Annotated in this window: 23 protein-coding genes; 19 read left to right on the top strand and 4 right to left on the bottom strand. The window is 31.8% G+C overall.

Annotated elements, in window-relative coordinates:
• The first annotated feature begins 42 nt into the window (after positions 1 to 42).
• From BFJ87_RS06945 to tsaB, 11 genes are all read left to right on the top strand, one after another.
• Entirely contained in the window at positions 43 to 483 is a 441-nt protein-coding gene (locus BFJ87_RS06945) for a cytochrome C oxidase subunit IV family protein (protein ID WP_077401886.1), read from the top strand.
• A gap of 67 nt (positions 484 to 550) precedes the next feature.
• The gene (locus BFJ87_RS06950; RefSeq protein WP_077401888.1) at positions 551 to 1,180 is read left to right on the top strand and encodes a hypothetical protein; all 630 of its coding nucleotides are present in this window, start codon (positions 551 to 553) and stop codon (positions 1,178 to 1,180) included.
• Positions 1,181 to 1,193: 13 nt separating this feature from the next.
• The gene (locus tag BFJ87_RS06955; protein ID WP_077401891.1) at positions 1,194 to 1,922 is read left to right on the top strand and encodes an SCO family protein; all 729 of its coding nucleotides are present in this window, start codon (positions 1,194 to 1,196) and stop codon (positions 1,920 to 1,922) included.
• Positions 1,915 to 2,457 carry a DUF420 domain-containing protein gene (locus BFJ87_RS06960; RefSeq protein ID WP_077401894.1) on the top strand — a complete coding sequence of 181 codons (543 nt, stop codon included), beginning with the start codon at positions 1,915 to 1,917 and terminating at the stop codon, positions 2,455 to 2,457. The genes BFJ87_RS06955 and BFJ87_RS06960 overlap by 8 nt, the downstream gene beginning before the upstream one ends.
• A 10-nt stretch (positions 2,458 to 2,467) precedes the next feature.
• Positions 2,468 to 2,680 (top strand): hypothetical protein, encoded by a 213-nt coding sequence (locus BFJ87_RS06965; protein WP_077402247.1) that lies wholly within the window; start codon positions 2,468 to 2,470, stop codon positions 2,678 to 2,680.
• 256 nt (positions 2,681 to 2,936) lie between these two features.
• Positions 2,937 to 3,638, top strand: a complete 702-nt coding sequence (locus BFJ87_RS06970; RefSeq protein ID WP_077401897.1) for an ABC transporter ATP-binding protein — start codon at positions 2,937 to 2,939, stop codon at positions 3,636 to 3,638.
• Positions 3,631 to 4,860, top strand: a complete 1,230-nt coding sequence (locus BFJ87_RS06975; protein ID WP_077401900.1) for an ABC transporter permease — start codon at positions 3,631 to 3,633, stop codon at positions 4,858 to 4,860. Before BFJ87_RS06970 ends, BFJ87_RS06975 begins: the two co-directional genes overlap by 8 nt.
• Position 4,861: 1 nt before the next feature.
• The gene (locus BFJ87_RS06980; RefSeq protein WP_077401903.1) at positions 4,862 to 6,124 is read left to right on the top strand and encodes an ABC transporter permease; all 1,263 of its coding nucleotides are present in this window, start codon (positions 4,862 to 4,864) and stop codon (positions 6,122 to 6,124) included.
• Between the two features lie 33 nt (positions 6,125 to 6,157).
• The gene (locus tag BFJ87_RS06985) at positions 6,158 to 7,294 is read left to right on the top strand and encodes an efflux RND transporter periplasmic adaptor subunit (protein ID WP_077401906.1); all 1,137 of its coding nucleotides are present in this window, start codon (positions 6,158 to 6,160) and stop codon (positions 7,292 to 7,294) included.
• A gap of 35 nt (positions 7,295 to 7,329) precedes the next feature.
• Positions 7,330 to 8,661, top strand: a complete 1,332-nt coding sequence (locus BFJ87_RS06990) for a TolC family protein (protein ID WP_077401909.1) — start codon at positions 7,330 to 7,332, stop codon at positions 8,659 to 8,661.
• Positions 8,662 to 8,744: 83 nt separating this feature from the next.
• Entirely contained in the window at positions 8,745 to 9,428 is a 684-nt protein-coding gene (gene tsaB / locus BFJ87_RS06995) for a tRNA (adenosine(37)-N6)-threonylcarbamoyltransferase complex dimerization subunit type 1 TsaB (protein WP_077401913.1), read from the top strand.
• 49 nt (positions 9,429 to 9,477) lie between these two features.
• Here the strand turns inward: tsaB and BFJ87_RS07000 are convergent, their stop codons facing one another.
• The 3 genes from BFJ87_RS07000 to BFJ87_RS07010 all read right to left on the bottom strand — a co-directional run bounded on the left by BFJ87_RS07000 (position 9,478) and on the right by BFJ87_RS07010 (position 11,788).
• Positions 9,478 to 10,299 carry a mechanosensitive ion channel family protein gene (locus tag BFJ87_RS07000; protein WP_077401916.1) on the bottom strand — a complete coding sequence of 274 codons (822 nt, stop codon included), beginning with the start codon at positions 10,297 to 10,299 and terminating at the stop codon, positions 9,478 to 9,480.
• A 325-nt stretch (positions 10,300 to 10,624) separates the two neighbouring features.
• A complete protein-coding gene (locus BFJ87_RS07005; RefSeq protein WP_013621465.1) occupies positions 10,625 to 10,825 on the bottom strand; it encodes a dodecin family protein in 201 nt (66 codons plus the stop codon).
• 60 nt (positions 10,826 to 10,885) lie between these two features.
• Positions 10,886 to 11,788 (bottom strand): NifU family protein, encoded by a 903-nt coding sequence (locus BFJ87_RS07010; RefSeq protein WP_077401920.1) that lies wholly within the window; start codon positions 11,786 to 11,788, stop codon positions 10,886 to 10,888.
• 118 nt (positions 11,789 to 11,906) lie between these two features.
• Between BFJ87_RS07010 and BFJ87_RS07015 the strand changes: the two genes are divergently transcribed.
• Positions 11,907 to 12,932: a PorP/SprF family type IX secretion system membrane protein gene (locus BFJ87_RS07015; protein ID WP_077401922.1), complete on the top strand. Its 1,026-nt coding sequence runs from the start codon at positions 11,907 to 11,909 to the stop codon at positions 12,930 to 12,932.
• A 68-nt stretch (positions 12,933 to 13,000) separates the two neighbouring features.
• On the opposite strand, the gene BFJ87_RS07020 is transcribed toward BFJ87_RS07015, so the two are convergent.
• Positions 13,001 to 14,176, bottom strand: coding sequence for a vWA domain-containing protein (locus BFJ87_RS07020; RefSeq protein ID WP_077401925.1), 1,176 nt, complete (start codon positions 14,174 to 14,176; stop codon positions 13,001 to 13,003).
• Between the two features lie 209 nt (positions 14,177 to 14,385).
• Between BFJ87_RS07020 and BFJ87_RS07025 the strand changes: the two genes are divergently transcribed.
• The 7 genes from BFJ87_RS07025 to BFJ87_RS07055 all read left to right on the top strand — a co-directional run bounded on the left by BFJ87_RS07025 (position 14,386) and on the right by BFJ87_RS07055 (position 24,169).
• Entirely contained in the window at positions 14,386 to 16,578 is a 2,193-nt protein-coding gene (locus BFJ87_RS07025) for a histidine kinase (protein ID WP_077401927.1), read from the top strand.
• Positions 16,579 to 16,606: 28 nt separating this feature from the next.
• Positions 16,607 to 17,338, top strand: coding sequence for a LytR/AlgR family response regulator transcription factor (locus tag BFJ87_RS07030; RefSeq protein ID WP_077401931.1), 732 nt, complete (start codon positions 16,607 to 16,609; stop codon positions 17,336 to 17,338).
• Positions 17,339 to 17,359: 21 nt separating this feature from the next.
• Positions 17,360 to 17,878 carry a gamma carbonic anhydrase family protein gene (locus tag BFJ87_RS07035; RefSeq protein WP_077401934.1) on the top strand — a complete coding sequence of 173 codons (519 nt, stop codon included), beginning with the start codon at positions 17,360 to 17,362 and terminating at the stop codon, positions 17,876 to 17,878.
• Positions 17,879 to 17,949: 71 nt separating this feature from the next.
• The gene (fabD, locus tag BFJ87_RS07040; protein ID WP_077401937.1) at positions 17,950 to 18,834 is read left to right on the top strand and encodes an ACP S-malonyltransferase; all 885 of its coding nucleotides are present in this window, start codon (positions 17,950 to 17,952) and stop codon (positions 18,832 to 18,834) included.
• A gap of 268 nt (positions 18,835 to 19,102) precedes the next feature.
• On the top strand, positions 19,103 to 21,241 hold the full coding sequence (locus BFJ87_RS07045) for a T9SS type B sorting domain-containing protein (RefSeq protein WP_171974480.1): 2,139 nt from the start codon (positions 19,103 to 19,105) through the stop codon (positions 21,239 to 21,241).
• An 11-nt stretch (positions 21,242 to 21,252) separates the two neighbouring features.
• Positions 21,253 to 22,227: a PorP/SprF family type IX secretion system membrane protein gene (locus BFJ87_RS07050; protein WP_245799599.1), complete on the top strand. Its 975-nt coding sequence runs from the start codon at positions 21,253 to 21,255 to the stop codon at positions 22,225 to 22,227.
• A 10-nt stretch (positions 22,228 to 22,237) separates the two neighbouring features.
• The gene (locus BFJ87_RS07055; RefSeq protein WP_077401943.1) at positions 22,238 to 24,169 is read left to right on the top strand and encodes an OmpA family protein; all 1,932 of its coding nucleotides are present in this window, start codon (positions 22,238 to 22,240) and stop codon (positions 24,167 to 24,169) included.
• The last annotated feature ends 312 nt before the right edge of the window (positions 24,170 to 24,481 follow it).

The following is a 24,481-nucleotide window of genomic DNA, read 5'->3' on the forward strand; positions in this document are numbered from 1 at the left end:
TATCATTAAAAAATTACATTACGTATAATAATATAGTATAAAATGGCACACGAACATAAATTAGCGATTTTTAGAGGAAGATTAAAATTTAAAGATAATGTCCAAAAGATTTGGGGTGTTTTAATTTTTTTATCTATTGTAACTCTAGTAGAGGTAATATTAGGTATTTATAAACCAGCAATTTTTATGAAACCATTAATATCTGCTTTTGAGCCAGGTATAATAGGTTCTACACTTAACTTTTTATTGTCTCCGTTTATCTATTTAAAGCCTTTAAACTTAATATTTATTGTACTTACAATAGTTAAGGCTTATTACATTGCATGGGATTTTATGCACTTGCGTGACGAGAAAAAAGGGTTAAGAAGATCTATAGTTTGGACACCAGTATTTTTAATTAGTTACTTAGTGTTTATACTACTTACAGAAGGTAGTTATATTTATGATGTGTACCATAGTGGTTTTATTAAGTGGAACTTCTAACATTTAGCATCATTTAACAATATATAAAGGCGGTTTTTAGACCGTCTTTTTTTATTTTTGTACCATTATGAAAAAAACCTTTGTAATGGTAGTTTTATTTATACTGCCAATTGTAGCATACCTTTTTTTTGCAAGTGGCATACATAATTTTGGGAGGCTACCTGTACTAACCAAAAATGTTAGTGACTTATCTAGTTTTACTACAGACACCCAATTAAAAAACAAGATATCTATTGTTGGCTTTTTAGGTAATAATGTAGATCAGAAAAAAGGGACTGCTTTTAATTTAAATCAAAAAATTTATAAACATTTTTTCGAGTTTAAAGATTTTCAATTTGTAATGCTTGTTGCCAATGGGCAAGAACAGGAGGTAGAAAAACTAAAAAAAGAATTGTCTGTTTTAGCAGATATTAAAAATTGGAAATTTGTTTATGGTAATGCATCTCAAATACAGTCTTTTCATAAAAATTTAAAAACCGATATTATTTTACAAGACGATTTAAGCTCTCCTTATGTTTTTATAGTAGATAAAGATTTAAACCTGCGTGGAAGAACAGATGATGAAGATGAGGGTACCAAATATGGTTTTAATACCATTTCTGTGGCGGAGTTAAATAATAAGATGGAAGATGATGTAAAAATCATTTTAGCGGAATACCGTATGGCTTTAAAAAAGAATAACGCAGAGCGTAAGTAATAAACTTTATGTTATGAAGAAGAAAAATTATAACTATATCTGGATTTCGTTTATAATTTTAGTGTTCGGTATTATTTTTATACCTAAAATAGTAAGCAGAATTAAGGATGATGCTATAGTAGAGAATGACCGTATGAACAAAAAGGACAATAAAGGAGCTCTTGCATACGTAAAAATTAATGGAAGTAAAAAAAGAGTACCAGAGTTTACTTTTATTAATCAAGATAGTTTAGTTGTAACCAATAGAGATTATTTAGGTAAAGTGTATATTGTTGAATTCTTTTTTACTTCTTGTCCAACCATTTGTCCTGTAATGACCAAAAACTTAGTACAGATTCAAAATAGTTTTAAAGATGTAGAGAATTTTGGAATAGCATCATTTAGTATAGACCCTAAAACAGATTCGCCAACTACATTAAAAAAGTATACAGAAACGTACGGTATTACAAATTTAGATTGGCATTTAATGACGGGGCAAAGAGATGAAATATATAAGCTTGCTAACCAGGGCTTTAATATATTTGCACAGCAAAACCCTAATGTGCCTGGCGGTTTTGAGCATTCTGGTATGTTTGCCTTAGTAGATAAAAGAGGATATATACGCTCTAGGGTAGATGAATTTGGTAACCCAATTATATATTACAGGGGAACAATTTCTGAGGAAGATGGTGCTAATGATGAAGGAGAAAAAGAACAAATTAGCATATTAAAAGAAGATATTAAAAAGTTGTTAGATGAGTAAGATTGAAGATGTGAATTTTAAGGAAAAAAGGTTTAATACAATAATTACTGTTGTATCCATTATTGTGCCGGTTGTTGTAGCACTTTTATTTCGTGTTAAAATACCAAATGTAGAACCTTTGTCCTTTTTGCCTCCTATTTATGCTACTATTAACGGCATCACAGCGGTGTTTTTAATTGCAGCCGTTGTAGCTATAAAAAATGGCAAACAAAAACTCCATCAAAATTTAATGACTACATGTATTGTTTTTTCATTAGCATTTTTAGTAATGTATATTGCCTATCATATGACATCTGAATCTACTTCTTTTGGTGGTGATGGTATTGTAAAATATGTTTATTTATTTATTCTTATAACGCACATTATACTGTCAATTATTATAATTCCTTTGGTTATGAAAACTTATGCAAAAGCATACCTAAAACAGTATGATGCGCATAGAAAATTAGCAAAAATTACATTTCCAATTTGGTTGTATGTAGCCGTTACAGGTGTTGTTGTTTATGTTATGATATCTCCTTATTATGTTTATTAAACCAGCTATTATGAAAAAAGTATTATTTATTGCTTTTGTATTCCTGTTTTTAATTCCGCAGTCATCAGAGGCTCAATGCGCAATGTGCAGAGCTGTTTTAGAGAGTGAAGGAAATGTTGCTGTTGCAGAAGGGGTAAACAATGGTATTAAATATCTTATGGCAGTACCTTATGTTTTGGTTGGAGTGTTGTTTTATTTTGTTTACAAAAAAATGAAAGCTTAATTTTTTAAACATTCTTTTAGTATAAACACACTACAATTTTAGTTTTATCAGTGTAAATGTTGCTAATGCTTTGCTATTATAACTTATTATTTAATTTCTTTTAGGTTAAAAAAAGTGCACATTTAAAGGCTTTATGGTTGTTGTAATTTACATTTTAATATAACTTTAACATTTTTTTCACATTTTATGTGTAACTAAATATAAGTTGTGTAGTCTTACAGGTGTACTAAGTACAAAGCCAAAAAAACTAACACCAATGATAGAAATAAAAGACCTTCATAAGTCTTACAAAATGGGTAGCAACTCGTTACACGTTTTAAAAGGCATTAATTTTAATGTAGAAGAAGGAGAACTTGTAGCCATTATGGGTTCTTCAGGATCTGGAAAATCTACACTGCTAAACATTTTAGGAATGTTAGACGTTTTAGATGAGGGAACTTACACTTTAGATGGCGTGCCAATTATAAATCTTAACGAAACAAAAGCTGCTAAATACAGAAACAAATTCCTAGGGTTTATCTTTCAATCTTTTAATCTTATTAATTACAAGAGTGCTGCAGAAAATGTGGCACTGCCATTATATTACCAAGGTGTTGGCAGAAAAGAACGTCAGGTAAAAGCACTTAAATATTTAGAACAAGTAGGTTTAAAACAATGGGCAGGCCACTTACCAAGTGAGCTTTCTGGTGGACAAAAGCAACGTGTGGCTATTGCTAGAGCTTTGGCAGCAGAGCCTAAAGTGTTAATGGCAGATGAGCCTACAGGTGCTTTAGATAGTAAAACATCATATGAAGTTATGGATCTTTTACAAAAGATTAATGATGCTGGTAATACTATTTTAATAGTTACTCATGAGCCAGATATAGCAGATATGTGTAAGCGTATAGTGCACTTAAAAGATGGTGTTATAGTAGAAGATAAAATGGTAGACCAAGTAAGAGCTTCGCAATATGTTTAGTAGAGACGCTTGGAAAGAAATTTTTGAAACTATTCAAAAAAATAAGCTTAGGACTTTTTTGTCTGGTTTTACAGTAGCAATAGGTATTTTCATTTTTGTAGTGCTTTTTGGCTTTGGTAACGGACTTACAAATACGTTCGCTAAATTTTTTGGAGATGATGCAACCAACGTATTCTTTATATTTCCTGGTAGAACATCTGTTCCCTACTCTGGTTATAAGGCAGACAGACAAATAGAGTTTGATAATAGTGATTTAGCAGATATTGAAAAGAACTTTGCAATGTTTGTAGACTATGTTACACCAAGAATTACTAGAGGTGGTTTAGTTAAATACAAGAACGAGTCTAACAACTATACTAATATGGGTGTAGCTCCTTCTCATCAATTTAATGAGAAAACCATAATGATGAAGGGGCGTTATGTCAATAATCAAGATATTAAGGATAAAACAAAATACGCGGTTATTGGTAGGTTGGTAGAAAAGGATTTGTTTAAAGGAGAAGATGCGCTAGGTAAATATGTAGATATTGGAGGTAGTTCTTTTAAAGTTATAGGGGTTTTTCAGGATGATGGTGGAGATAATGAAGAGCGTAAAATTTATATTCCGTACACTACAAGACAACTTATAGAGAAAAACACTGATAAAATTGGTCAAATAGTACTAGGCTTTAAACCTCAAATAGGATATTCTGGAGCTATGTCTTTAGAAAATAGCTTGGAGAAATACCTTAAGAGTAAAAAGTTTATTAATCCTAATGATGAAAATGGGTTGTTTATTAGAAACATTGCAGATCAATTAAAACAAAATCAGCAACTAGCAAGTGTATTGCAAATTATAGTTTCTTTTGTAGCATTTGGGACAATTATAGCGGGTATTATAGGTATAAGTAATATTATGGTTTTTGTGGTAAAGGAGCGCACTAAGGAGCTGGGTATACGAAAAGCACTAGGTGCAACACCAAAATCTGTAATAAGTACCATTTTATTAGAATCTATTTTTATTACCACAATATCTGGTTTTGTAGGTATGATTTTAGGCACTGTACTCCTTAATGCAATGGGAGATACATTAGAAGACTATTTTATTACAGACCCTTATATTGATACCGGAATTGCAATTTTTGCAACCATACTATTAATTATATGTGGAGCACTTGCAGGATATGTACCAGCTAGAAAAGCGGCTAAAATTAAACCAATTGTAGCATTAAGAGACGAATAGTATGAAGTTTATATTTGATAGCAATACTTGGCAAGAGATTTTTGGTTCTATTGGAAAAAATAAAACTAGAACAGCAATTACCGTAATTGGAGTTCTTTGGGGAATTTTTATTTACATAGCACTAGCTGGTGCGGCCAAAGGTTTAGATAATGGTTTTGAACGTGCTTTTGAGAGCACAGCAATGAACAGTATGTTTGTTTGGGCACAAAGTACAAGTATGCCTTATGAAGGGTTTAAAACAGGTAGATCTTTACAGTTAAAGTTAGACGATGTTAACACTCTAAAAAACAGAATTCCAGAAATACAATACATAGCTCCAAGAAATGCAAAAGGGGTATTTGGGGGTAGCCAAGCAGCTGTTGTTAGAGGGCAAAAATCTGGTACGGCACCTGTTTACGGAGATTTTCCTATCTATACTAAAATTGCAACTAAAAAAATATATGATGGAGGTCGTTTTATAAACGACGAGGATATAGAAGAGGCACGTAAAGTTGTTGTGATAGGAGAGCGTACCCAAAAAGAATTATTTGATGAGGAAGAAAACCCAATAGGAGAATTTATAAGAGTAGATAATATCTATTTTCAGATCGTAGGTGTACATAAATATGTGCCTGGAGGTGGTTTTGAAGGAGATACAGATATGTACATTCCATATTCTACCTATAAAAAACTATATAACACCGGAGAAAATGTAGACTGGTTAACTATTGCAGCTTATGATGATGCAGATGTAATACAAGCAGAGAAAGATGTAAAAGCGGTATTAAAAAGCATACACAGAGTTAACCCTGATGATGAAAGAGCTATAGGAGCCTTTAATTTAGGTGAGATATTTAATAGAATTACGGGTTTTGCTAAAGGACTTACATTTTTGTCTTTAATTGTTGGTATAGCAACAATATTAGCGGGTGTTATTAGTATTGGTAATATATTGCTAATATCTGTAAAAGAACGTACTAAGGAGTTGGGTGTAAGGCGTGCTTTAGGCGCAACACCTAGGGAAGTGCGTAATTTAATTTTATTAGAATCTGTTTTTTTAACTGTTGTTTCTGGTATAATGGGTATTGTATTAGGAGCATTAGTATTATATGGGATAGATTCTGCTACACACGACTCAGATTTTCCATATACCAATCCAACATTGCCAATTTCTTATGTATTAGGAGCATTGGGTATAATGGTGGTTTTAGGAACACTTATAGGTTTAATACCTGCACAGAGAGCTGTAAGTATTAAGCCCATAGACGCATTAAGAGAAGAATAAAAATAATAACTAAATATAACTAAATCAATCAAAATGAATAAAGTGCTAAAATATACACTAATTGTGGTAGCTGTATTGGCTGTATTGTGGGCAGCAGCCTTCTTTATTAAGACAAATAGTAAGTCTTCAATAACTTATGAAACTAAAAAACCATTTATTTCTAATATCGAAAAAAAATCTGTTGCTACAGGTAAAGTTGTTCCAGAGGAAGAAGTAGAAATTAAGCCTCAAATTTCTGGAATTATTGAAAAAATATATTTAGAAGAAGGCGTAGAAGTTAAGTCTGGAGATTTAATAGCTGTCATAAAGGTTGTACCTAATGAACAATCTTTAAATCAGGCAAGCGGTAGAGTAAAAACGGCTCAATTAGCTTTAAATAATGTAAAGTTAGAGTTTGAAAGAAATAAGTTGTTGTTTGAAAAGGACGTTATTTCTAAACAAGAGTATGATAATATTAAGCTAAGGTATGATCAGGCATTGCAAGACGTATCTAATGCACAAGCAGATTATCAAATAATTAGAAAAGGTTCTGCCGGTGGTTCTTCTAGTGCAAATACAAATATTAGAGCAACTGTAAGTGGTACAATTTTAGAAATTCCTGTAGAGGAAGGAGACCAAGTAATTGAAAGTAATAACTTTAATGATGGTACAACTATAGCATCAATAGCAGATCTTAAAAAAATGATTTTTGAAGGTAAGGTTGATGAAGGTGAAGTAGGTAAACTTAAGGTTGGTATGCCATTAAAAGTTAGTTTGGGAGCTGTTGATAATAAGGAATTTGACGCTAAATTAAGATTTATAGCACCTAAAGGAGTTGAAGAAACCGGAGCTGTACAATTTAAAATAGAAGGAGATGTTGCTATAGATGAAGGAGTAATGATACGTGCTGGTTATAGTGCAAATGCTTCTTTTACTTTAGAAAAGAAAAGCGATGTATTGGTTTTACCAGAAGCATTATTACAGTTTGATAAAAACACAGATAAGCCTTATGTAGAGGTTGCAACAGGAGACCAACAATTTAAACGAAAAGACATAGAAATTGGTATTTCTGATGGTGTAAACGTAGAAATATTATCTGGACTTACAGAGGACGATGCTGTTAAAATTTGGAACAAAACTGAGCCTATTAAAAAGGGTGATGATGAAGAAAAAACTACTGACGAAGAATAGTAGCTAAATACACTAATATCATCAATATAAATTATATGAAAATTAAATTAACTGTAGTATTCCTTTTGTTTGTTGTTGGGTTATCTTACTCACAACAAAAAAAATGGAGTATTGAAGAGTGTATAAATTATGCACTAGAAAATAATATAGACGTAGAGCAGCTAGAGTTGCAATTGCAAAGTACAAAGTTAGGAGAATCTGATGCTTTAGGAGACTTTTTACCAAGTTTAAACGCATCTAGTAATGGTTCATGGAGTAAAGGTTCTGGTTTTGACCAAACTACTAACCAAAGGGTTTCTGGTACTTTTTTCTCATTAAACGCAGGTATTTCATCTGGAGTAACACTTTTTGATGGCCTGCGTAACATACATAATTACAATAAAGCTAAACTTAATACTATTGCAAGCCAGTACAGATTAGATGGTATTAAAGATAATATAGTGCTTAATGTTGCAAATGCTTATTTAGATGTTTTAGCAGCTAAAGAGTCTTTAAAAGTTGTAGAGCTACAAGCAAAACTTTCTAATCAAGATTATGAGCGTACAAAGGCTTTAGTGGAAGCAGGTACAGTACCAAAGGGAGATTTACTAGAGTTAGAGGCTACCATTGCAGATTATGAGCAACAGAAGGTAAACGGAGAAAACAATGTGGTGTTAAGAAGATTATTTTTGGCTCAATTATTACAAATTACAGATTATCAAAATTTTGATATTGCAGAGTCTACTTACGATGTTCCTCCATCTGAAATTTATAACTATACGGCTAAAGAGGTTTATGATAAAGCACTTACAATTAGAGGTAATATAAAATTAGCTGAAACTAATATAGATATTGCAGAAAAAGATGTTAAAATAGCTAAAGGATTATTATATCCAACACTAAGTGCATCTATAGGTTATAACACAAGTTACTCTAGTTTCGTAAAAAGAATTACAAATGCTAGTTTCACAGACCAGTTGTCAGAGAATGATGGTATTGGTTATGGTATGAGCTTAAATATTCCTATTTTTAACGGGTTTAGTGTACGTAATAATATAAAACGATCTAAACTAAATTTAGAACAAACTAAACTACAAGCTAAGCAAGAAAAGTTAACATTAGAAGCTAACATAAACCAAGCTTATTTAGATGTTAGATCTTTTGGTAAAAGGTATGAGGCAGCACAAAAAACATATGATGCCAGAAAACAAGCGTATGATTTTGCTAAAGATCGTTTTGATGTTGGGTTAATGAATGCTTTTGACTTTAGTCAGTCACAGTCTAGATTAGATAATGCAGCTATAGATGTGGTAAATGCAAAGTATAATTATATTTTTAGAATTAAAATATTAGAAATTTACTACGGTATACCTGTTACGTTAGAATAAAATAGAATACAATATTAAAAAAGTCCATTGAGCTAGTTGTTTAATGGACTTTTTTTATGTATTAACTTGTATATTTGTAAGCTATGGCAATTATCTTAAATATAGAAACAGCTACTACAAACTGCTCTGTAAGTGTGGCTAAAGACGGTAAAATGTTAGCGCTAAAAGAATTTAATAGCGCTAGTTTTTCGCATGCAGAACAGTTGCATATTTTTATAGAAGACGTTCTAAAAGAGGCATCGTTATTGGTTGCAGACATAAATGCTATTGCGGTAAGTAAAGGTCCAGGATCATATACTGGTTTAAGAATTGGAGTTTCTGCGGCTAAAGGTTTATGTTTTTCTTTAGATATACCGCTAATTTCTGTTGCTACATTATCTAGTTTGGCACATCAAACAAAACCAAAAGAGAATGAAGCGATTGTAGCTGTGCTAGATGCTAGGCGTATGGAGGTATATTCTGCTGTTTTCACTAATGATTTTAATCAAATTAAAGAAACAGAAGCAATAATTATTGATGAAACTTCATATAGTGATGTGTTAGGTGCGTATAGTAAAGTGCACTTTGTAGGTTCTGGAGCAGAAAAAATTAAAAACACTATACAGGCTACAAATACAGTGTATATTTTAGATGCAGTGCCATCAGCAAAGGAAATGTGTGCATTGTCTTTTGTGAAATTTAAAAATTTAGAGTTAGAAGATGTAGCTTATTTTGAACCTTATTACCTTAAGGACTTTGTGCTTCAAAAACCTAAACCAAAAAAATAGCCTCATTTAACTTTTGCTAAATAAGGCTATGGTTTTATAAAATTAAAATTTATTTTCCTTGGTACATAACACGTTGCGGAAATGGAATTTCAATATCATTATCATCAAACCTAAGTTTTAATTCTTCTAAAACGTAAAAATGAGCAGCCCAAAAATCCTCATTTTTAGCCCAAAAACGTAAAGATAAGTTTACAGAACTGTCTGCAAGTTCTCCTACATACACCTCAGGCATAGGATCTTTTAATATGGTGTCTTTTTCGTTGCAAATTTGTAATAATATTTCCTTAGCTAATTTTAAGTTAGAGCTGTAACCAATACCCACAGTAATTTTATCTCTACGTGTACTTTCTATATTGTAATTTACAATGTTGTTGTTAGACAATTCGCCGTTTGGTATAATTGCTACTTGGTTGCCAAAAGTATTTAGCTTAGTTGTAAAAATAGATATTTCTTTAACTGTACCATCTATACCTTGTGCTGTTATAAAATCTCCAACCTTAAAAGGCTTAAACAATAAAATTAAAACACCACCAGCAAAATTAGCTAAAGAACCTTGTAAAGCTAAACCAATTGCTAAACCTGCAGCACCAATAACTGCAACTAGAGAAGAAGATTGTACGCCTAATTGCGTAATTACTAATACAAATAAAACTACTTTAAGAGCAATTTTTATAAAGCTCTGTAAAAAAGATTCTAGAGTTGGATCATAATCCTTAACCGAAAAGAATTTAGCAACCATACGGTTAATAAATTTAGTTACCCATAGTCCAACAATTAATATTAAAGCTGCCGCTATTAGGTCTGGTAAAAACTCCCAAAACTTTCCTATAAATTTTTCTGCATATTCTTCGTAGTCTGATAAGAAATCCATCTTCATATTTATTTAATGTTTTTATGCAAAGCAAAGAAAAAATATAGTTTTATAAATGGGCTTTAACATTATATTCATATTCCTTTTAATGGTTTAAAAATAATGCCGTGTAACTTTATTAGGCTGTCTTTATCAATTGTTTATTTGTTGCATTGGTAATTGTATGTAAATTTTAATTTAAGACTGTAAAGACCTTGTAATGGCTTATTTTGCAAATATTTACTAATGGTTTAAAAAGTTAACCTTGAGTAAAATTAATAGTGCTTTAAAATACAAATAGCGCCCGTTAGGCGCTATTTGTTTGTGTTATTCTGTGTAGTAAACGTTATTTTACTTCAAAAGTAATTTTAAGGTTTACTCTAAATTCTGTTACTTCACCATCATTTACAATTGCACTTTGGTCCTGCACATAAACAGATTTAATGTTTTTTACAGATTTAGATGCTTGCACAACTGCTTTTTTTGTTGCGTCTTCCCAACTCTTATCTGAGTTAGATAATACTTCAATAACTTTTAAAATTGCCATAATTAATGTGTTTAGATTTCTCTAAAAATAGCAAAATTAATTCACATTTAAAACTGATTGTTAACCATTTAAGGCAACTACCTCTCCAATTTTGTCTCCCATCATATTTTTTAGCATATTTTCTATACCGTTTTTAAGGGTAAAAGTTGAAGAAGGGCAACCACTACAAGCTCCCTGTAAAATTACATTTACTTTTTTAGTACTTTCGTCATAAGACTTAAACATAATGTTACCGCCATCACTCGCTACAGCCGGTTTTACATATTCTTCTAAAATATCTATAATTTGTTTAGAGGTGTCATCTAAATTTTCATCTTGTAATTGCGTAGCAGGGGCTTCTTGTTTTTGTTTGCTAATACTGTTTGCAGATACAACTTCTTTACCTTCTGTTAAAAATGCTTGTATACTTTCTCTTAATTCTAGCGTTATTTCATTCCAATCTGCAGCTTCAGTTTTAGTAACAGAAACATAGTTTTCGTCTAAAAAAACTTCTTTAACATATGGGAATTGAAATAGTGTTGTAGCTAAGTCAGAGTCTTTAGCCTCTTCCTTATTTTTAAACTCAAAAATTGTAGGAACAATTAATTTATTAGCAACAAAACGCATTGCTGCTGGGTTAGGTGTGTTTTCTGCATACACTGTTGCAGGCACACTTTGCGGATCTTCTTGTTCATGTACTACAACTTCGCCACTATTTAAATAATCTACTAATTGTTGTGCAACTTCATCTCTAACATCATCCCAAGCAACTATATCAAAACGTTCTAGCGCTATAAAGTTACCAGAGATATAAACTGTTTTTATAAAAGGTAAATAAAATAACTGTTGTGCTAGAGGAGAGTTTTTAGCTTCATCAATATTTTTATACTCGTAGCTATTATTTTTTGTTATAAAGTGATTTGTTTCAAACTTTAAAATAGCAGGATTTGTGGTTGTATATATAGTTATATTGTGCTCTTTCATCTTAAAAAAATAATTTTTACAAAAGTACAAACAAAATCACTCATAGCATACATAATAATATTGTGGTTGTAAACGTTTTAATATAAATTTAATACTTTTGGACTTTTAGCCCTTATTTATGAAAAACATATACTTAGCCTTGTTTTCTTTCTTGTTACTTGGTGTTTCTAGTGTAACAGCACAAGAAGGAATACCGGTCTATTTTGATTATTTATCAGATAATTACTACCTAGTACACCCGTCTATGGCAGGTATAGGTGAAGGAGGAAAAATTAGAGCAACTATTAGAAAACAATGGTTTGATGTTGAAGAGGCGCCAAACTTACAAACAATAAACGCACATTTTAGACTAAATGAGAAGAGTGGTGTTGGTGCAATTATTTTTAATGACGCTAACGGTTACCATTCACAAACAGGTGTAAAATTAACGTATGCACACCATTTACGTTTTTCTAGAGATTTACGAAACTTAAATCAGCTTTCTTTTGGTATTAGTGCAGGTATAATGCAAAGTAATTTAGATGAGAGTGAATTTAATTCTGTTACTCCAGACCCAATTATTACTGGCGGTAATATTAGCTCATCATATTACAATATGGATTTGGGAGCATCATACAACTATATGGAGTTTTATGCACACGCTACTATTTTAAACGTGCTAAATAGTAAACGTAATGTGTATTATAAAGATAGAGCAGATGACCCTAATGCAACTGTTGTAGACAATTTAAGAAGATATGTATTATCTGCAGGCTATGTTTTTGGCAAAGGAGATTGGCAGTTAGAGCCTTCTGTTATGTTGCAAATGACAGATTTTACAAAGGAAAAAACTATAGATATGAATGCTAAAGTTTACCGTAGTATGGACTTTGGTACGCTTTGGGGAGGAATATCTTACAGGCGTAGTTTTGATGGTGCTTTGTACCAAAATACAAGTGGTAGCACTAAGGAACAAAGATTACAATTAATTACACCTATTGTTGGTGTAAACTATAAAAACTTTTTGGTGTCTTACAATTACTCTTACCAAATGGGAGACATTAGGTTTGATAATGGAGGTTTTCATCAACTAACTTTAGGGTATAATTTTGGTCAAGTATCAGAAAAAAGGTTTGACTGTAAGTGTCCTGCTGTAAATTATTAAAACGAATAAACAAATATATAAAAGCCTGTAACTTTAAAGTCACAGGCTTTTTCTTTTTTTACTAAAGGTTATTTATCCCAAGTGTAGTTTTTACTTTTTCCTTGTTTTACAATGGCAGAAATCATTGCATTTTCTAATTCGCCTTTGGCACCTTCTTTTTGGTTTTTAGCAATGTAAGCTTCACGTTTTTGGTTTGCTTCTTTAATTTGTTGCTGAATGTTTTCTCGTTCTTGTTTTTTAGTTTCAATAAAAGCCTCAATTTCTTTGTTAGTTTTATTTTGTAGTTCTTTTGGTAGTTGCTTTTTCTCTATCTTAGATACATTAAAGTTTTTGTTTTTAGAAGCATCCACTAAATCCCAAGAAGCATTGTTATACAATCTAGAGCTTTTGCTTACTGCTCTTTTTACCATAACAGCTTCTTCCATTTCTGCAGCTTTATCATCTTGTACAGATTGTAATGCTATTTTAGAACTACCTAAACTACCGTAAGACACATATGTTTTGTTTAATTTTTTATTAAGTGTAATAATTACATCGTCATAAGGAGTATCTATGTGTATTACTTTTTTATTGTGGTTAATAGCAATGTATTCTCCTCCTGTTAATTGTGCACCACTTTTCCAATGGCTATTTGCACCTTGGTTATAGTCTCCACAAAAAATGGTATTCACTATTATCCCTTTTTCTTTTGCGTCTAATGTGGCATCTTTATAGTTTATTTTACCTTGGTTAAAGGGTTCGTTGCCAGCAATAAATATCATTTTTAAGTTATCAGGGTTTTTGCCCCAATCTAAATCTTTAATAGAGGTGCTTATTGCTTCGCCACAATACTCATCTCCACCGTTGGTAGTTAAAGAAAATAGCTTTTCAGATATTTCATCCAAATCTGTACTAAAACCAATTACTTGTTTAATGTACCCGTCTTGCTTTTCTATACTGCTGTTTCCATATTCATATAATGCAATTTGTAATTGGGGTCTGTCTTCATTACCACATTTTACATAACTAAATTTATTTACTATATCCCAAAGCTGTGCCTTTGCTTGGTTAATTAATCCATCCATACTATTACTAGTGTCTAGTAACAAGGCTACTTTAACTACATTTTTATCAGGCTTTTTAGTTTCTACAAAAGCTTGTGTGGCTAAAGTTATTTCCTTTTTATTTTTTGCCTCGCAACTTAAAGTGCTCCCTACAAAAAAGGTTAGTAATGCTATGCCTGCTATTTGTTTTACATTTTTCATCTTGCTTATTTTTATTTGTTACAGGGTAAAAGTATTTTTAATGTTTGCAATTAAAAACAGGTAATGAGGGAACTAGTATTTTGAGTGAGTAAACAAACCTGTAAACTTTGTAAGCCTGTTTAAAGCACTAGTTTTTATGGTTAAAGCAGCATTTTCACATTTTTTATAGTCAAATAAAACAACTAAGTTTACCATATCTAATTTTAAAAATGAAGTTAAAAAAGCACATACTATTTTTATTGTTGTTTGTAACAGCAATTGCTTTTTCTCAGGTAAATACTGGCAAAAAACTAACTATAAAAGGCACGGTAAAAACTAAAGAAAAAAGAAACCCTATTTCTGGTGTAGAGGTGTCTGCAACCAGTGGCAGTGTTGTATATACAGATGCTTTTGGAGCCTACCGCATAAAAGCAGAAGTTGGAGATTATTTACTGTTTAAAAGTCTTGATTTTGAGACCGTAGAATATCGTATAAAAGATGACGAGGATGTAGACGTTTTAGTAGAAGGTTTAGATGAAGATGTGCAACTAAGCAAAAGTGCTTTGCATAAAATATACATAGACTCTGCCAAGCAATTTAAAAAAACAGATATAGGTAAAAGTATAGACTATATTAGGCTTTCTTTAGAGCAATTAGGAAAAAGAGGTAATAACAAAGACCGTGCAATGTCTTTTTTATTATTAGGTGAAATTTATGAATACCATAAGCAGTATGATTTGGCCGTGGAGAATTACTCAGAATCTTTAACTTATAATACAATTAGTGATTCTCAATTAAAATTAGCAAATGCTTACTTATTAAATAAAAATTATAATAAGGCTCAAGTGCTGTATGCTAAATTATTAGAGAACAATAAGCTGTCCGTTTATCAAAAAATAGTAATATATGAGGGTTTGGGTGATGCTTACAAAAGTTTAAAAAATACCAAGCAAGCAGTAGAAAACTATACAAAAGGATTAAAAATAGCCCAAAAAGAACTGGTAAAACCTAAAATTACAGATTTAAATACTAAAATAGCAGAGGCTTATGGTGATGCAAACCAGACCGAAGAGGCTGTAGGTTATTTTAAAAATTCTTTAAAATCTGCCGAGTCAGAAGCACCAGAGCGCGCACTAGAAATTAGTGAAAAGGCAGCAGATTTTTATAATAAAAATAGTTTGTATAATGAGGAAATGAAATTGCGCCAACAAAGTTTGGAAGATATACAACTCCTAGAAAACTCTGCTAAGAAAAAAACAGTTGCAAGAAGTGCTACATTAGATAAAGTTGAAGTGCCTATAACTAGGCAGCGTATTAACTATAAAATTGCCAATAATTTAATTGTACAAGATAAGTTAGACGAGGCAATCCCATATTTAGAAGAAAGTATATATGAGGCAGCCATTGAAGATGATTTTGTAGTGCAAAAGGACGCAACACGTAAGTTATCGGAGGTGTATGATGATAAGGGAGATTATGCTAGAGCTTTAGAAACCTATAAAAAATATGCAGCTGTTGCAGATACTTTATATGCCCGTAAAGAGCAAGAAATATCTAGAGCAGAACGCTTAAGCAAACAAATAGCAGAAAAACAAAATCGTATTACTGGTTTAGAAAAAGATAAAGAATTGTACGAGAGTAAATCTAGCTTAGCGCAAACGAAACAAGATTTAGATACAACAACATCTACTAAACAAAAAATATTAATTTATGCTTTAGTTTTAGGAATGTTTTTATTGGGTGTTGCAGCTTTCTTCTTTTACAGAAGTAACAAGCAGCAAAAGTTAGCTAACAACCTTTTGGCCTTAAAGTCATTGCGGTCACAAATGAATCCCCATTTTATTTTTAATGCTTTAAACTCTGTAAACAACTACATTTCTAAAAATGATGAGCGTAGTGCTAATCGTTTTTTAAGTGAATTCTCAACCTTAATGCGTGCCGTTTTAGAAAACTCTGAAGAAGATTTTATACCCTTAACAAAAGAATTAGAGTTGCTAGAGTTGTATGTGAAATTAGAGCATTCTCGGTTTCCAGATAAATTTAATTACTCCATAACAACAGATCCAAATATAGATGTTGCTGCATTTAAAATTCCGCCTATGTTGCTACAACCTTATATAGAAAACGCCATTTGGCACGGCTTGCGTTACAAAAACGAATTAGGATATTTAAACATCAACCTAAAACAAAAAAATAAAGAGGCCATAGAAATTACTATAGAGGATAATGGTATTGGTAGAAAAAAATCTGCCGAGTTAAAAACACAAAATCAAAAAAAGCAACGCTCCAAAGGAATGGGTAATATTAAAAAAAGAGTTGCTATTTTAAATAGTATGTATAAAGATAAAGTAGCTGTTGTAATTACAGATTTAACTAGTAATGGCATAGGAACAAAAGTTACATTAACCTTAAAAAAGGACTAATAGTAGTCTTGTATTAAAAATAAGGAATATGAAATTAAATGCAATAATTGTTGAAGACGAAGCTAATAGTAGAGAAATTTTAACTAACTACTTAACTAAATATTGTCCATCTGTAAACTTGTTAGGAGAAGCTTCATCTATAAAACAAGGTTTAGAGTTAATTAAGAAACACCAACCCGATTTAATTTTTTTAGATGTAGAAATGCCTTTTGGTAATGCTTTTGATTTGCTAGACCAGGTGCCAAACAGAACTTTTGAAACCGTTTTTGTTACTGCCTATAATCAATATGCTATGGAGGCTTTAAACAGCCACGCCGCATATTATTTAATGAAACCCATTAATATAGATGAACTAATTAAGGCCGTAGATTATGTAGGTGAAATTAGAAGCAAGGAAAATGCTTTAGAAGACCAAATTTTACAACCAAAAACAAATAAAATAGACGGTAAAATAACACTGCCACAACAAGATGGTTTTCAGGTTTTAAATGTTGCTGATATTCTTTTTTGCAAGGCAGATGATAATTATACTGAAATTTACCTAGAGAATAAAAAGATATTAGTGAGCAAAACACTAAAGTATTTTGAAGAAGCAATGGAAGATTTTCCGTTTGCACGCATCCATAAATCTTACCTTGTTAACGTAAATGCAATAACTAAATATAAGAAAGGTAAAGGCGGTAGTGTAGTTTTGCATAATGGCAAAGAGTTGCTGGTTTCTGCATCAAAAAAGAAAATACTTTTATCTTATTTTGAATAAAATAAAAAAACAAACTGATATATGATAGTTAAAGAAGTAAACGGGAAAGCACCTAAAATTGGGGAAGATTGTTTTATTGCAGAAAATGCAACTATTGTTGGTGATGTGGTAATGGGTAAACAATGTAGTGTTTGGTATAATGCTGTATTACGTGGTGATGTACATTTTATAAAAATGGGAGATAAAGTAAACGTACAAGACGGTGCAGTTGTACATTGTACTTACAAAAAGAGTCCTACTACAATTGGTAATAACGTCTCTATTGGTCACAATGCAATTGTGCACGGTTGTACTATTAAAGATAATGTTTTAGTAGGTATGGGAAGTATTGTAATGGATGATTGTGTGGTAGAAAGTAATAGTATTATAGCCGCAGGTGCTGTGGTTACAAAAGGAACACATATCCCTTCTGGAACGGTATTTGCAGGTATGCCAGCAAAGAAGATAAAAGACATAAGCATAGAATTAAGCGAGGGTGAAGTAAACCGTATCGCTAATAATTACGTAACTTATTCTAGTTGGTTTAAGGACAAGGAATAAACTTTGGTAAAAGCAATATGCGTTCTACATAAGTTTACTTATTTTTGTCAATCAACTTAAAAATAAAAAAAATGAATGCATATATATTTCCTGGTCAAGGAGCACAGTTTGTAGGAATGGGGTTAGACCTTTATGAAAAGTACCCTTTGGCACAAGAATTATTTGAAAAAGCTAACGATATTTTAGGATTTCGTATCACAGACATTATGTTTGAAGGTACGCCAGAAGACTTAAAACAAACAAAAGTTACACAACCAGCTATATACTTACACTCTGTAATTATGAGTAAGGTTATGGGAGATGCTTTTAAACCAGATATGGTTGCTGGTCACTCTTTAGGAGAGTTTTCTGCGTTAGTTGCAAATGGCACATTAACTTTTGAAGACGGTTTAAAATTAGTGTCTAAAAGAGCAATGGCAATGCAAAAAGCTTGTGAAATGCAATCTAGTACAATGGCAGCGGTATTAGGCTTAGAAGATGCTGTTGTAGAAAAAGTTTGTGAAGAGATTGATGGTGTTGTTGTTGCTGCAAATTATAATTGCCCTGGTCAATTGGTTATTTCAGGAGAAGTAGAAGCAATAAACACAGCTTGCGAAAAGTTAAAAGAAGCAGGAGCTAGGAGAGCATTGTTATTGCCAGTTGGTGGCGCATTTCATTCTCCATTAATGGAACCTGCCAGAGAAGAATTAGCTGCGGCAATAGAAAACACTATTTTTAGTGAGCCAAGTTGTCCAATTTACCAAAATGTACCTACTACAGCGGTAAAAAGTGCAGAAGAAATAAAAAAGAACTTAATATCACAATTAACAGCTCCTGTAAAATGGACACAAAGTGTACAAAATATGGTTGCAGATGGCGCAACTTTATTTACTGAGGTTGGTCCTGGTAAAGTTTTACAGGGATTGGTAAAAAAAATTAATAGAGCATCAGAAACTACTTCGGCAGAATTAGCTTAAATACCTCAAAATAAATAAGTAAAGTTACTGGCAATAACTGTTACTGAGGGGTAAAATATGTCCTTTGTCGATTATGTTTATCGACGAATGGCATTTTGGTTAATATTGTAGTCTATATGTTATAAATTATAGTTGAGTAACACTATCTATAAAAAAAATGAAAATTAAACTACTAGGCAATTTTATATGTATTACTAAACACAGGAGATTATGTCTTTTAGTGTTCTTCTTTTGTTTTAGTTTTTTAGCTATAGGACAACAAGTTTCTGTGCAGAGTATTACTAACGCAGAAGAAGCAGGGCAAGTACCTGGTAGGTTTAGGATCACCAGAACAGGAAATACATTTACGGGTTTGCGTGTAAATTTTACCGTTACAGGTACAGCTACAAACGGAACAGATTATAGCTCAGTAGGAGGTGCTATTTTAATTCCTATTTTTAGTAGCAGTGCAGATTTAGATATAGATGGTATTGTAGATGATACTTTGATTGAAGGAGATGAAACTATAATTATAACAATTTCAGAAAACTCAAATTATACCATAAACCCTTTAGCGGGTTCCGCTAGAATAGCAATTATAGATAATGAGCCAGTTTGTGCCACAACTCCTAATGCGCCGGAGTTTAGAACAGGAGAAGAAACTACTTTTTGTGATAGCTTTACTAAAGACTTAAATGATTATGTATCTAGTGCTACACCTTCTGGTACTGTACTTACGTGGAGTAGTAGTGATGATTTGTTAGATGATTCTTCTTATTATGATAGTTCTATAATAGGATTTTCGGGAGAATTTTATGGTTTTTATTTAGATGAAGCTAACAATTGTGTTAGTCCGCCTTTAAAAATTACAATTGTTCAAAATAATAGTCCAACTGTTACTGGAACTTCTGCATCTAGGTGTGGAGAAGGTTCTGTAGCATTATCAGGAACCACTACAGACGGTACATTACGTTGGTATAATGCTGAAACAGGTGGTACATTAGTACACACAGGATTAAATTTTGACACTCCGTCTTTAACAACAACTACATCTTATTACGTAGAGGCAACAGCAAATGGTTGTACCTCTGCAAGGGTAGAGGTTATTGCTACTATAAATCAACAACCTTCTTCAGGTACTGGTACAGACGCTACGGCTTGTTCTTTGCCAGGTAATGGTAGAGTTACAGTGGTAAATTTAGATGATCAATTAACAGGTGCAGATACTGGTGAGTGGACCTTAACTTCGCAACCTGCATCTAGTTCTATTACTATAGATGCAAATAGTGTAGATTTTGCAAATCAGCCACTAGGAGAATATCAGTTTACATATACAACTACTGGTTTTGTTACTCCCTGTGAAGCAGAAACAACTAATATAACTATTACGGTGTTAGATTGTGCTCCTACAGATACAGATTTGTCTGTAACAAAAACAGTAAACAGAGATGAGGTTTTTACTGGCGAAGATGTGGTTTTTACAATTACAGTAGAGAACTTAACTGGTGATCCGGTAACTGATATAGAAGTTACAGATGTTTTAGATGCTACAACTGGTTTTGAGTATGTTTCTAATGTTGCTGAAATAGGCAGTTTTAATAGTGCAACAGGTATTTGGTCAATTGCAGAATTAGCAGCTGGTGAAAGTACCTCATTAGAAATTACAGCTACTGTTATAGATGGTGGTACACACATAAATACCGCAGAAATAACAAGTAGTAACCCTATAGATACAGAAACAACAAATAACCAGAGTTCTGTTACAGTAGGTATCAAACAAATAGATATGTCTGTTTCTAAAACTGTAAACAAAACTACAGCCACTGTAGGAGATGTAGTTGTGTTTACAATTACACTCACAAATGAGACAGATGGTTTAGTTACAGACATTAGCATTACAGATCTTTTAAATAATACCAATGGTTTTACATACGTATCTAATACAGCTACAGCAGGTAATTATAATGCTACAAATGGTATATGGTTTTTAGATGAGGTTTTAGGGAATGAAACTCAGGTTCTAGAAATTACAGCTATGGTTTTAGAAGAAGGTACACACGTAAATACTGTAGAAATTACAGATTCTTTCCCTGTTGATGAGGCTAATGTAGATAATAATATAGCATCTGTTGCCATAAGTATAGAGCCAAGAAGTAATGACGAGTGCGGATTTTTATTTAATCAGTTTTCTCCTAATTCCGACGGTATAAACGATTTTCTTCGCATTAATTGTATAGAGACTTATCCAAATAATACTTTAACTATTTTTAATAGATTGGGTAGCGAGGTTTACAGCGCAACCAATTACCAAAACAATTGGGACGGTACTTGGAAAAAAGGGGACTTACCAAACGGAACTTACTTTTATGTTTTAGATTTGGCAGATGGTTCAGAAGTTAAAAAAGGATGGATTCAAATCATAAGATGATACAAAAACAAATGAAAAAATCCCTTCAGATATATAAATACATAGGCTTACTAATAGTATTTTTTGTTAACGCAAATTTACACGCTCAAAAAGAGCCTCAGTATACACAGTATATGTACAATATAGGCAGCTTTAACCCTGCTTATGTTGGTAGTGTAGAGGATCCAGAAATTATAAGTTTGTATAGAACCCAATGGGTTGGTGTTCCTGGTGCACCTACCACAATACGCTTAGGAGCAAATATTCCTTTTTCTAATGAAAAAACAGGACTTGGTTTTAATGCATATTCAGACAAGTTAGGGCCAATGAGTCAGTCTTTAATAAATATATCATATTCCTATCAAGTAAAATTATCAGACAATGTAAAATGGTCTTTTGGTATAAATGCAGGAGCCTCAATTTTGGATATCGATTTTACAAAAGGAGATTTTGAATATGAGAATGAACCAGCAATACAAGATACACAGTACAATGAGTTTTACCCAATTATTGGCGCAGGTACATTTGTATATGCAGACAATTGGTATTTAGGGCTTTCTGTGCCTAACTTGCTAACAAGTACGCTGTATAATGATGAGGTTGCTGTTATTGAAGAAGATAAAACTCAGGTTAACTTTATTGGTGGTGTTGTTTTTAATTTAAGTGATGAACTAAAGTTTAAACCAGCATTTTTGGTAAATTATATTACCGATTCTCCTTTAAACGTAAACTTATCTACTAATTTTTTAATTAGTGATTTGGTAACCGTAGGTGCATCATATAGGTTTAATAATGCGGTAAGTGGTTTAGCAGGTTTTCAAGTGTCTAACTCTATTTATGTAGGCTATTCTTATGATTATTCTACAAATGCATTTAAGAACTATAATGATGGTTCTCACGAGGTTATTTTAAAGTTTTATTTAGGTAGATCTGGAGGAGTAAAAAGAAACAAAGGTCCAAAAGACAATAAAAAGCCTAAACAAATAGATACACCAAGATTCTTTTAATACAAACAATATGAAATTTAAACTTAGCTTTTTACTTTTAAATTTAGTTGTACTATCTGTTTGTGCTCAAAATTTAAAATCGGCAGGAGATCGTTATTTTTTTCAGTATAAATATGAGCTAGCAGTTAAAGAATATGAAAAAGAAAGTAAAGAAACTGTACTTACTACGCAACAGTTTTTAAACTACGCAGAGGCATATTTTAATACAAAACAGTTCCAAAAAGCTTGGGATACTTATAAATTGATATTGGAAAGTGATGCCATTGTGTCTCCCTTTCATTACAACAAAATGCTACGTAGCTTATATGCAATTTCTGGCAAAGATGAAATGAATAAGTATTTAGAAAACGATACTATTTTAAAAGAAGCATCTTGGGCAGAAAATGCAAAGTTTAATTTTGATATTGAAAATAAAAAAGACGTAGTACTACCTAACTATACTATTTTTAATGTTAAAGGTAATAGTATTGCGGCAGACTTCTCCCCATCATTTTACAAAGATAAATTACTTTTTACTAGTGATAGGGTGCTTACTACAACTAAGAAAAAAAAGAAAAAGGAAGAGAGAATATATTTAGATATTTATGAAAGTGAAATAGAGAACGATGGAGATATTACCAATGTAAAACCATTTGATAATATTCCTAAAGCTAACTTTCATGAAGCAACACCATACTATTCAGCTAGCTTAGATAAGTTATTTTATGTGCTTTCTAATGAAAAAGATGGCGCAATGTTATACGATGAAAAAGGTAAAAATGCACTGTCTATAGCAGAAGTAGACCGTAAAAATAGGTTTAATTTTATACTTAAGCACTTAAGTACTAGTTTTTATTATCCTTTTTACGATGCAAATTCTCAGCGTTTATATTTTGCTGCTAATTTTGAAGATAGTAGCTATGGTGGTACAGATATTTATTATGTAAATACCAGTAACGGACAAATTATGTCTGCGCCAATAAACTTAGGACCAAGGGTTAATACTCCTGGAAATGAAATTTCTCCTTTTGTTTTTGAAAATGGATTGTATTTTTCTTCTGATGTTTTTTATGGCTATGGCGGTATGGATATTTACAAGTCTAATTTAAAGGCAGATGGCAGTGCAGGTGTGCCAATAAATTTAGGAAAAGGTATTAACTCAGTTAAAGACGACTTTGGTTTTATTGTAAAAAATAATACTACTGGTGGTTTAGAAGGTTATTTTTCGTCTAATAGAGATGGAGGTAAAGGTAAAGATGATATTTATGGTTTTACAGTTGCAGAAAAGCCTAAACTAAACACCATTTTATTACAAGGAAAGACTTTAAATCCGTTAACTAATATTAGGGTTGCCAATGTAATTATAAAGGTGTTAGACCAAAACAACAAAGTTATAAAGGAACTAGAGTCTGCGGATGACGGTTCTTACGAAATAGAAGTGCCTTGGCAAGAAAAAATTACAGTAATAGCCTCAAAAAAGAAATACTCTTTATTTAGACAGTTTTATACAGCAGAAGATTTAAAAGATAAAAAACAGACCCCTATTTATTTAGATTTTGCCGATGATTTTGTTGTAGAAAAAGAAGGAAAAACAATGCTTAAGTTAAATAAGTTTGTGTTTAAAACCAAAAGCAGTAAACTTACACCAGACATTATAAAAGAGTTAGATAAGGCAATAACAATAATTAAAAAGTTCCCAGAGTTTAACCTTCAAATAGAATCGCATACAGATAGTAAGGGAGGTTCTTCTTCTAATTTTAGAGTCTCACAAGCTCGCGCAGACAATATAAAAAACTACTTGTTAAGTAATGGTGTACCTTCTAAAAATATTTTATACACCATTGGTTACGGAGAAGATCACGTACTAAACAAATGTGTAAATGGTGTGTATTGTATAGACTACTTTCACGCAGAAAACCGTAGGTGCAACATTGTTGTTTTAAATTATAAAGAGCTGTATTAATACAGCTCTTTTTTTGTAATTATAGTATGCTTAAATGTGTTTCTTATAGCTAGTTAAGTTTATTGAATATTACTATAATTTTTTTATGCTAATTAAACGAATACTTTTCTATATTTTCCTATATTTAATAATTCAATTAATTTTATAGGGAATCATTCTTTAAAACATAGTTTTAAGAGCAAAAAATCACATATTTAGTAAATTTATTGTGTTTATGTTTTTAGTTCTTTTAGGTTGATGTGTATTATCATCAAACAAAATAACTATTGTTTTAATGATGTAATACTAGTTATTGGTAACCATAAGCACAAA

Source organism: Cellulophaga omnivescoria (genome assembly GCF_001999725.1).
Taxonomy (GTDB): domain Bacteria; phylum Bacteroidota; class Bacteroidia; order Flavobacteriales; family Flavobacteriaceae; genus Cellulophaga; species Cellulophaga omnivescoria.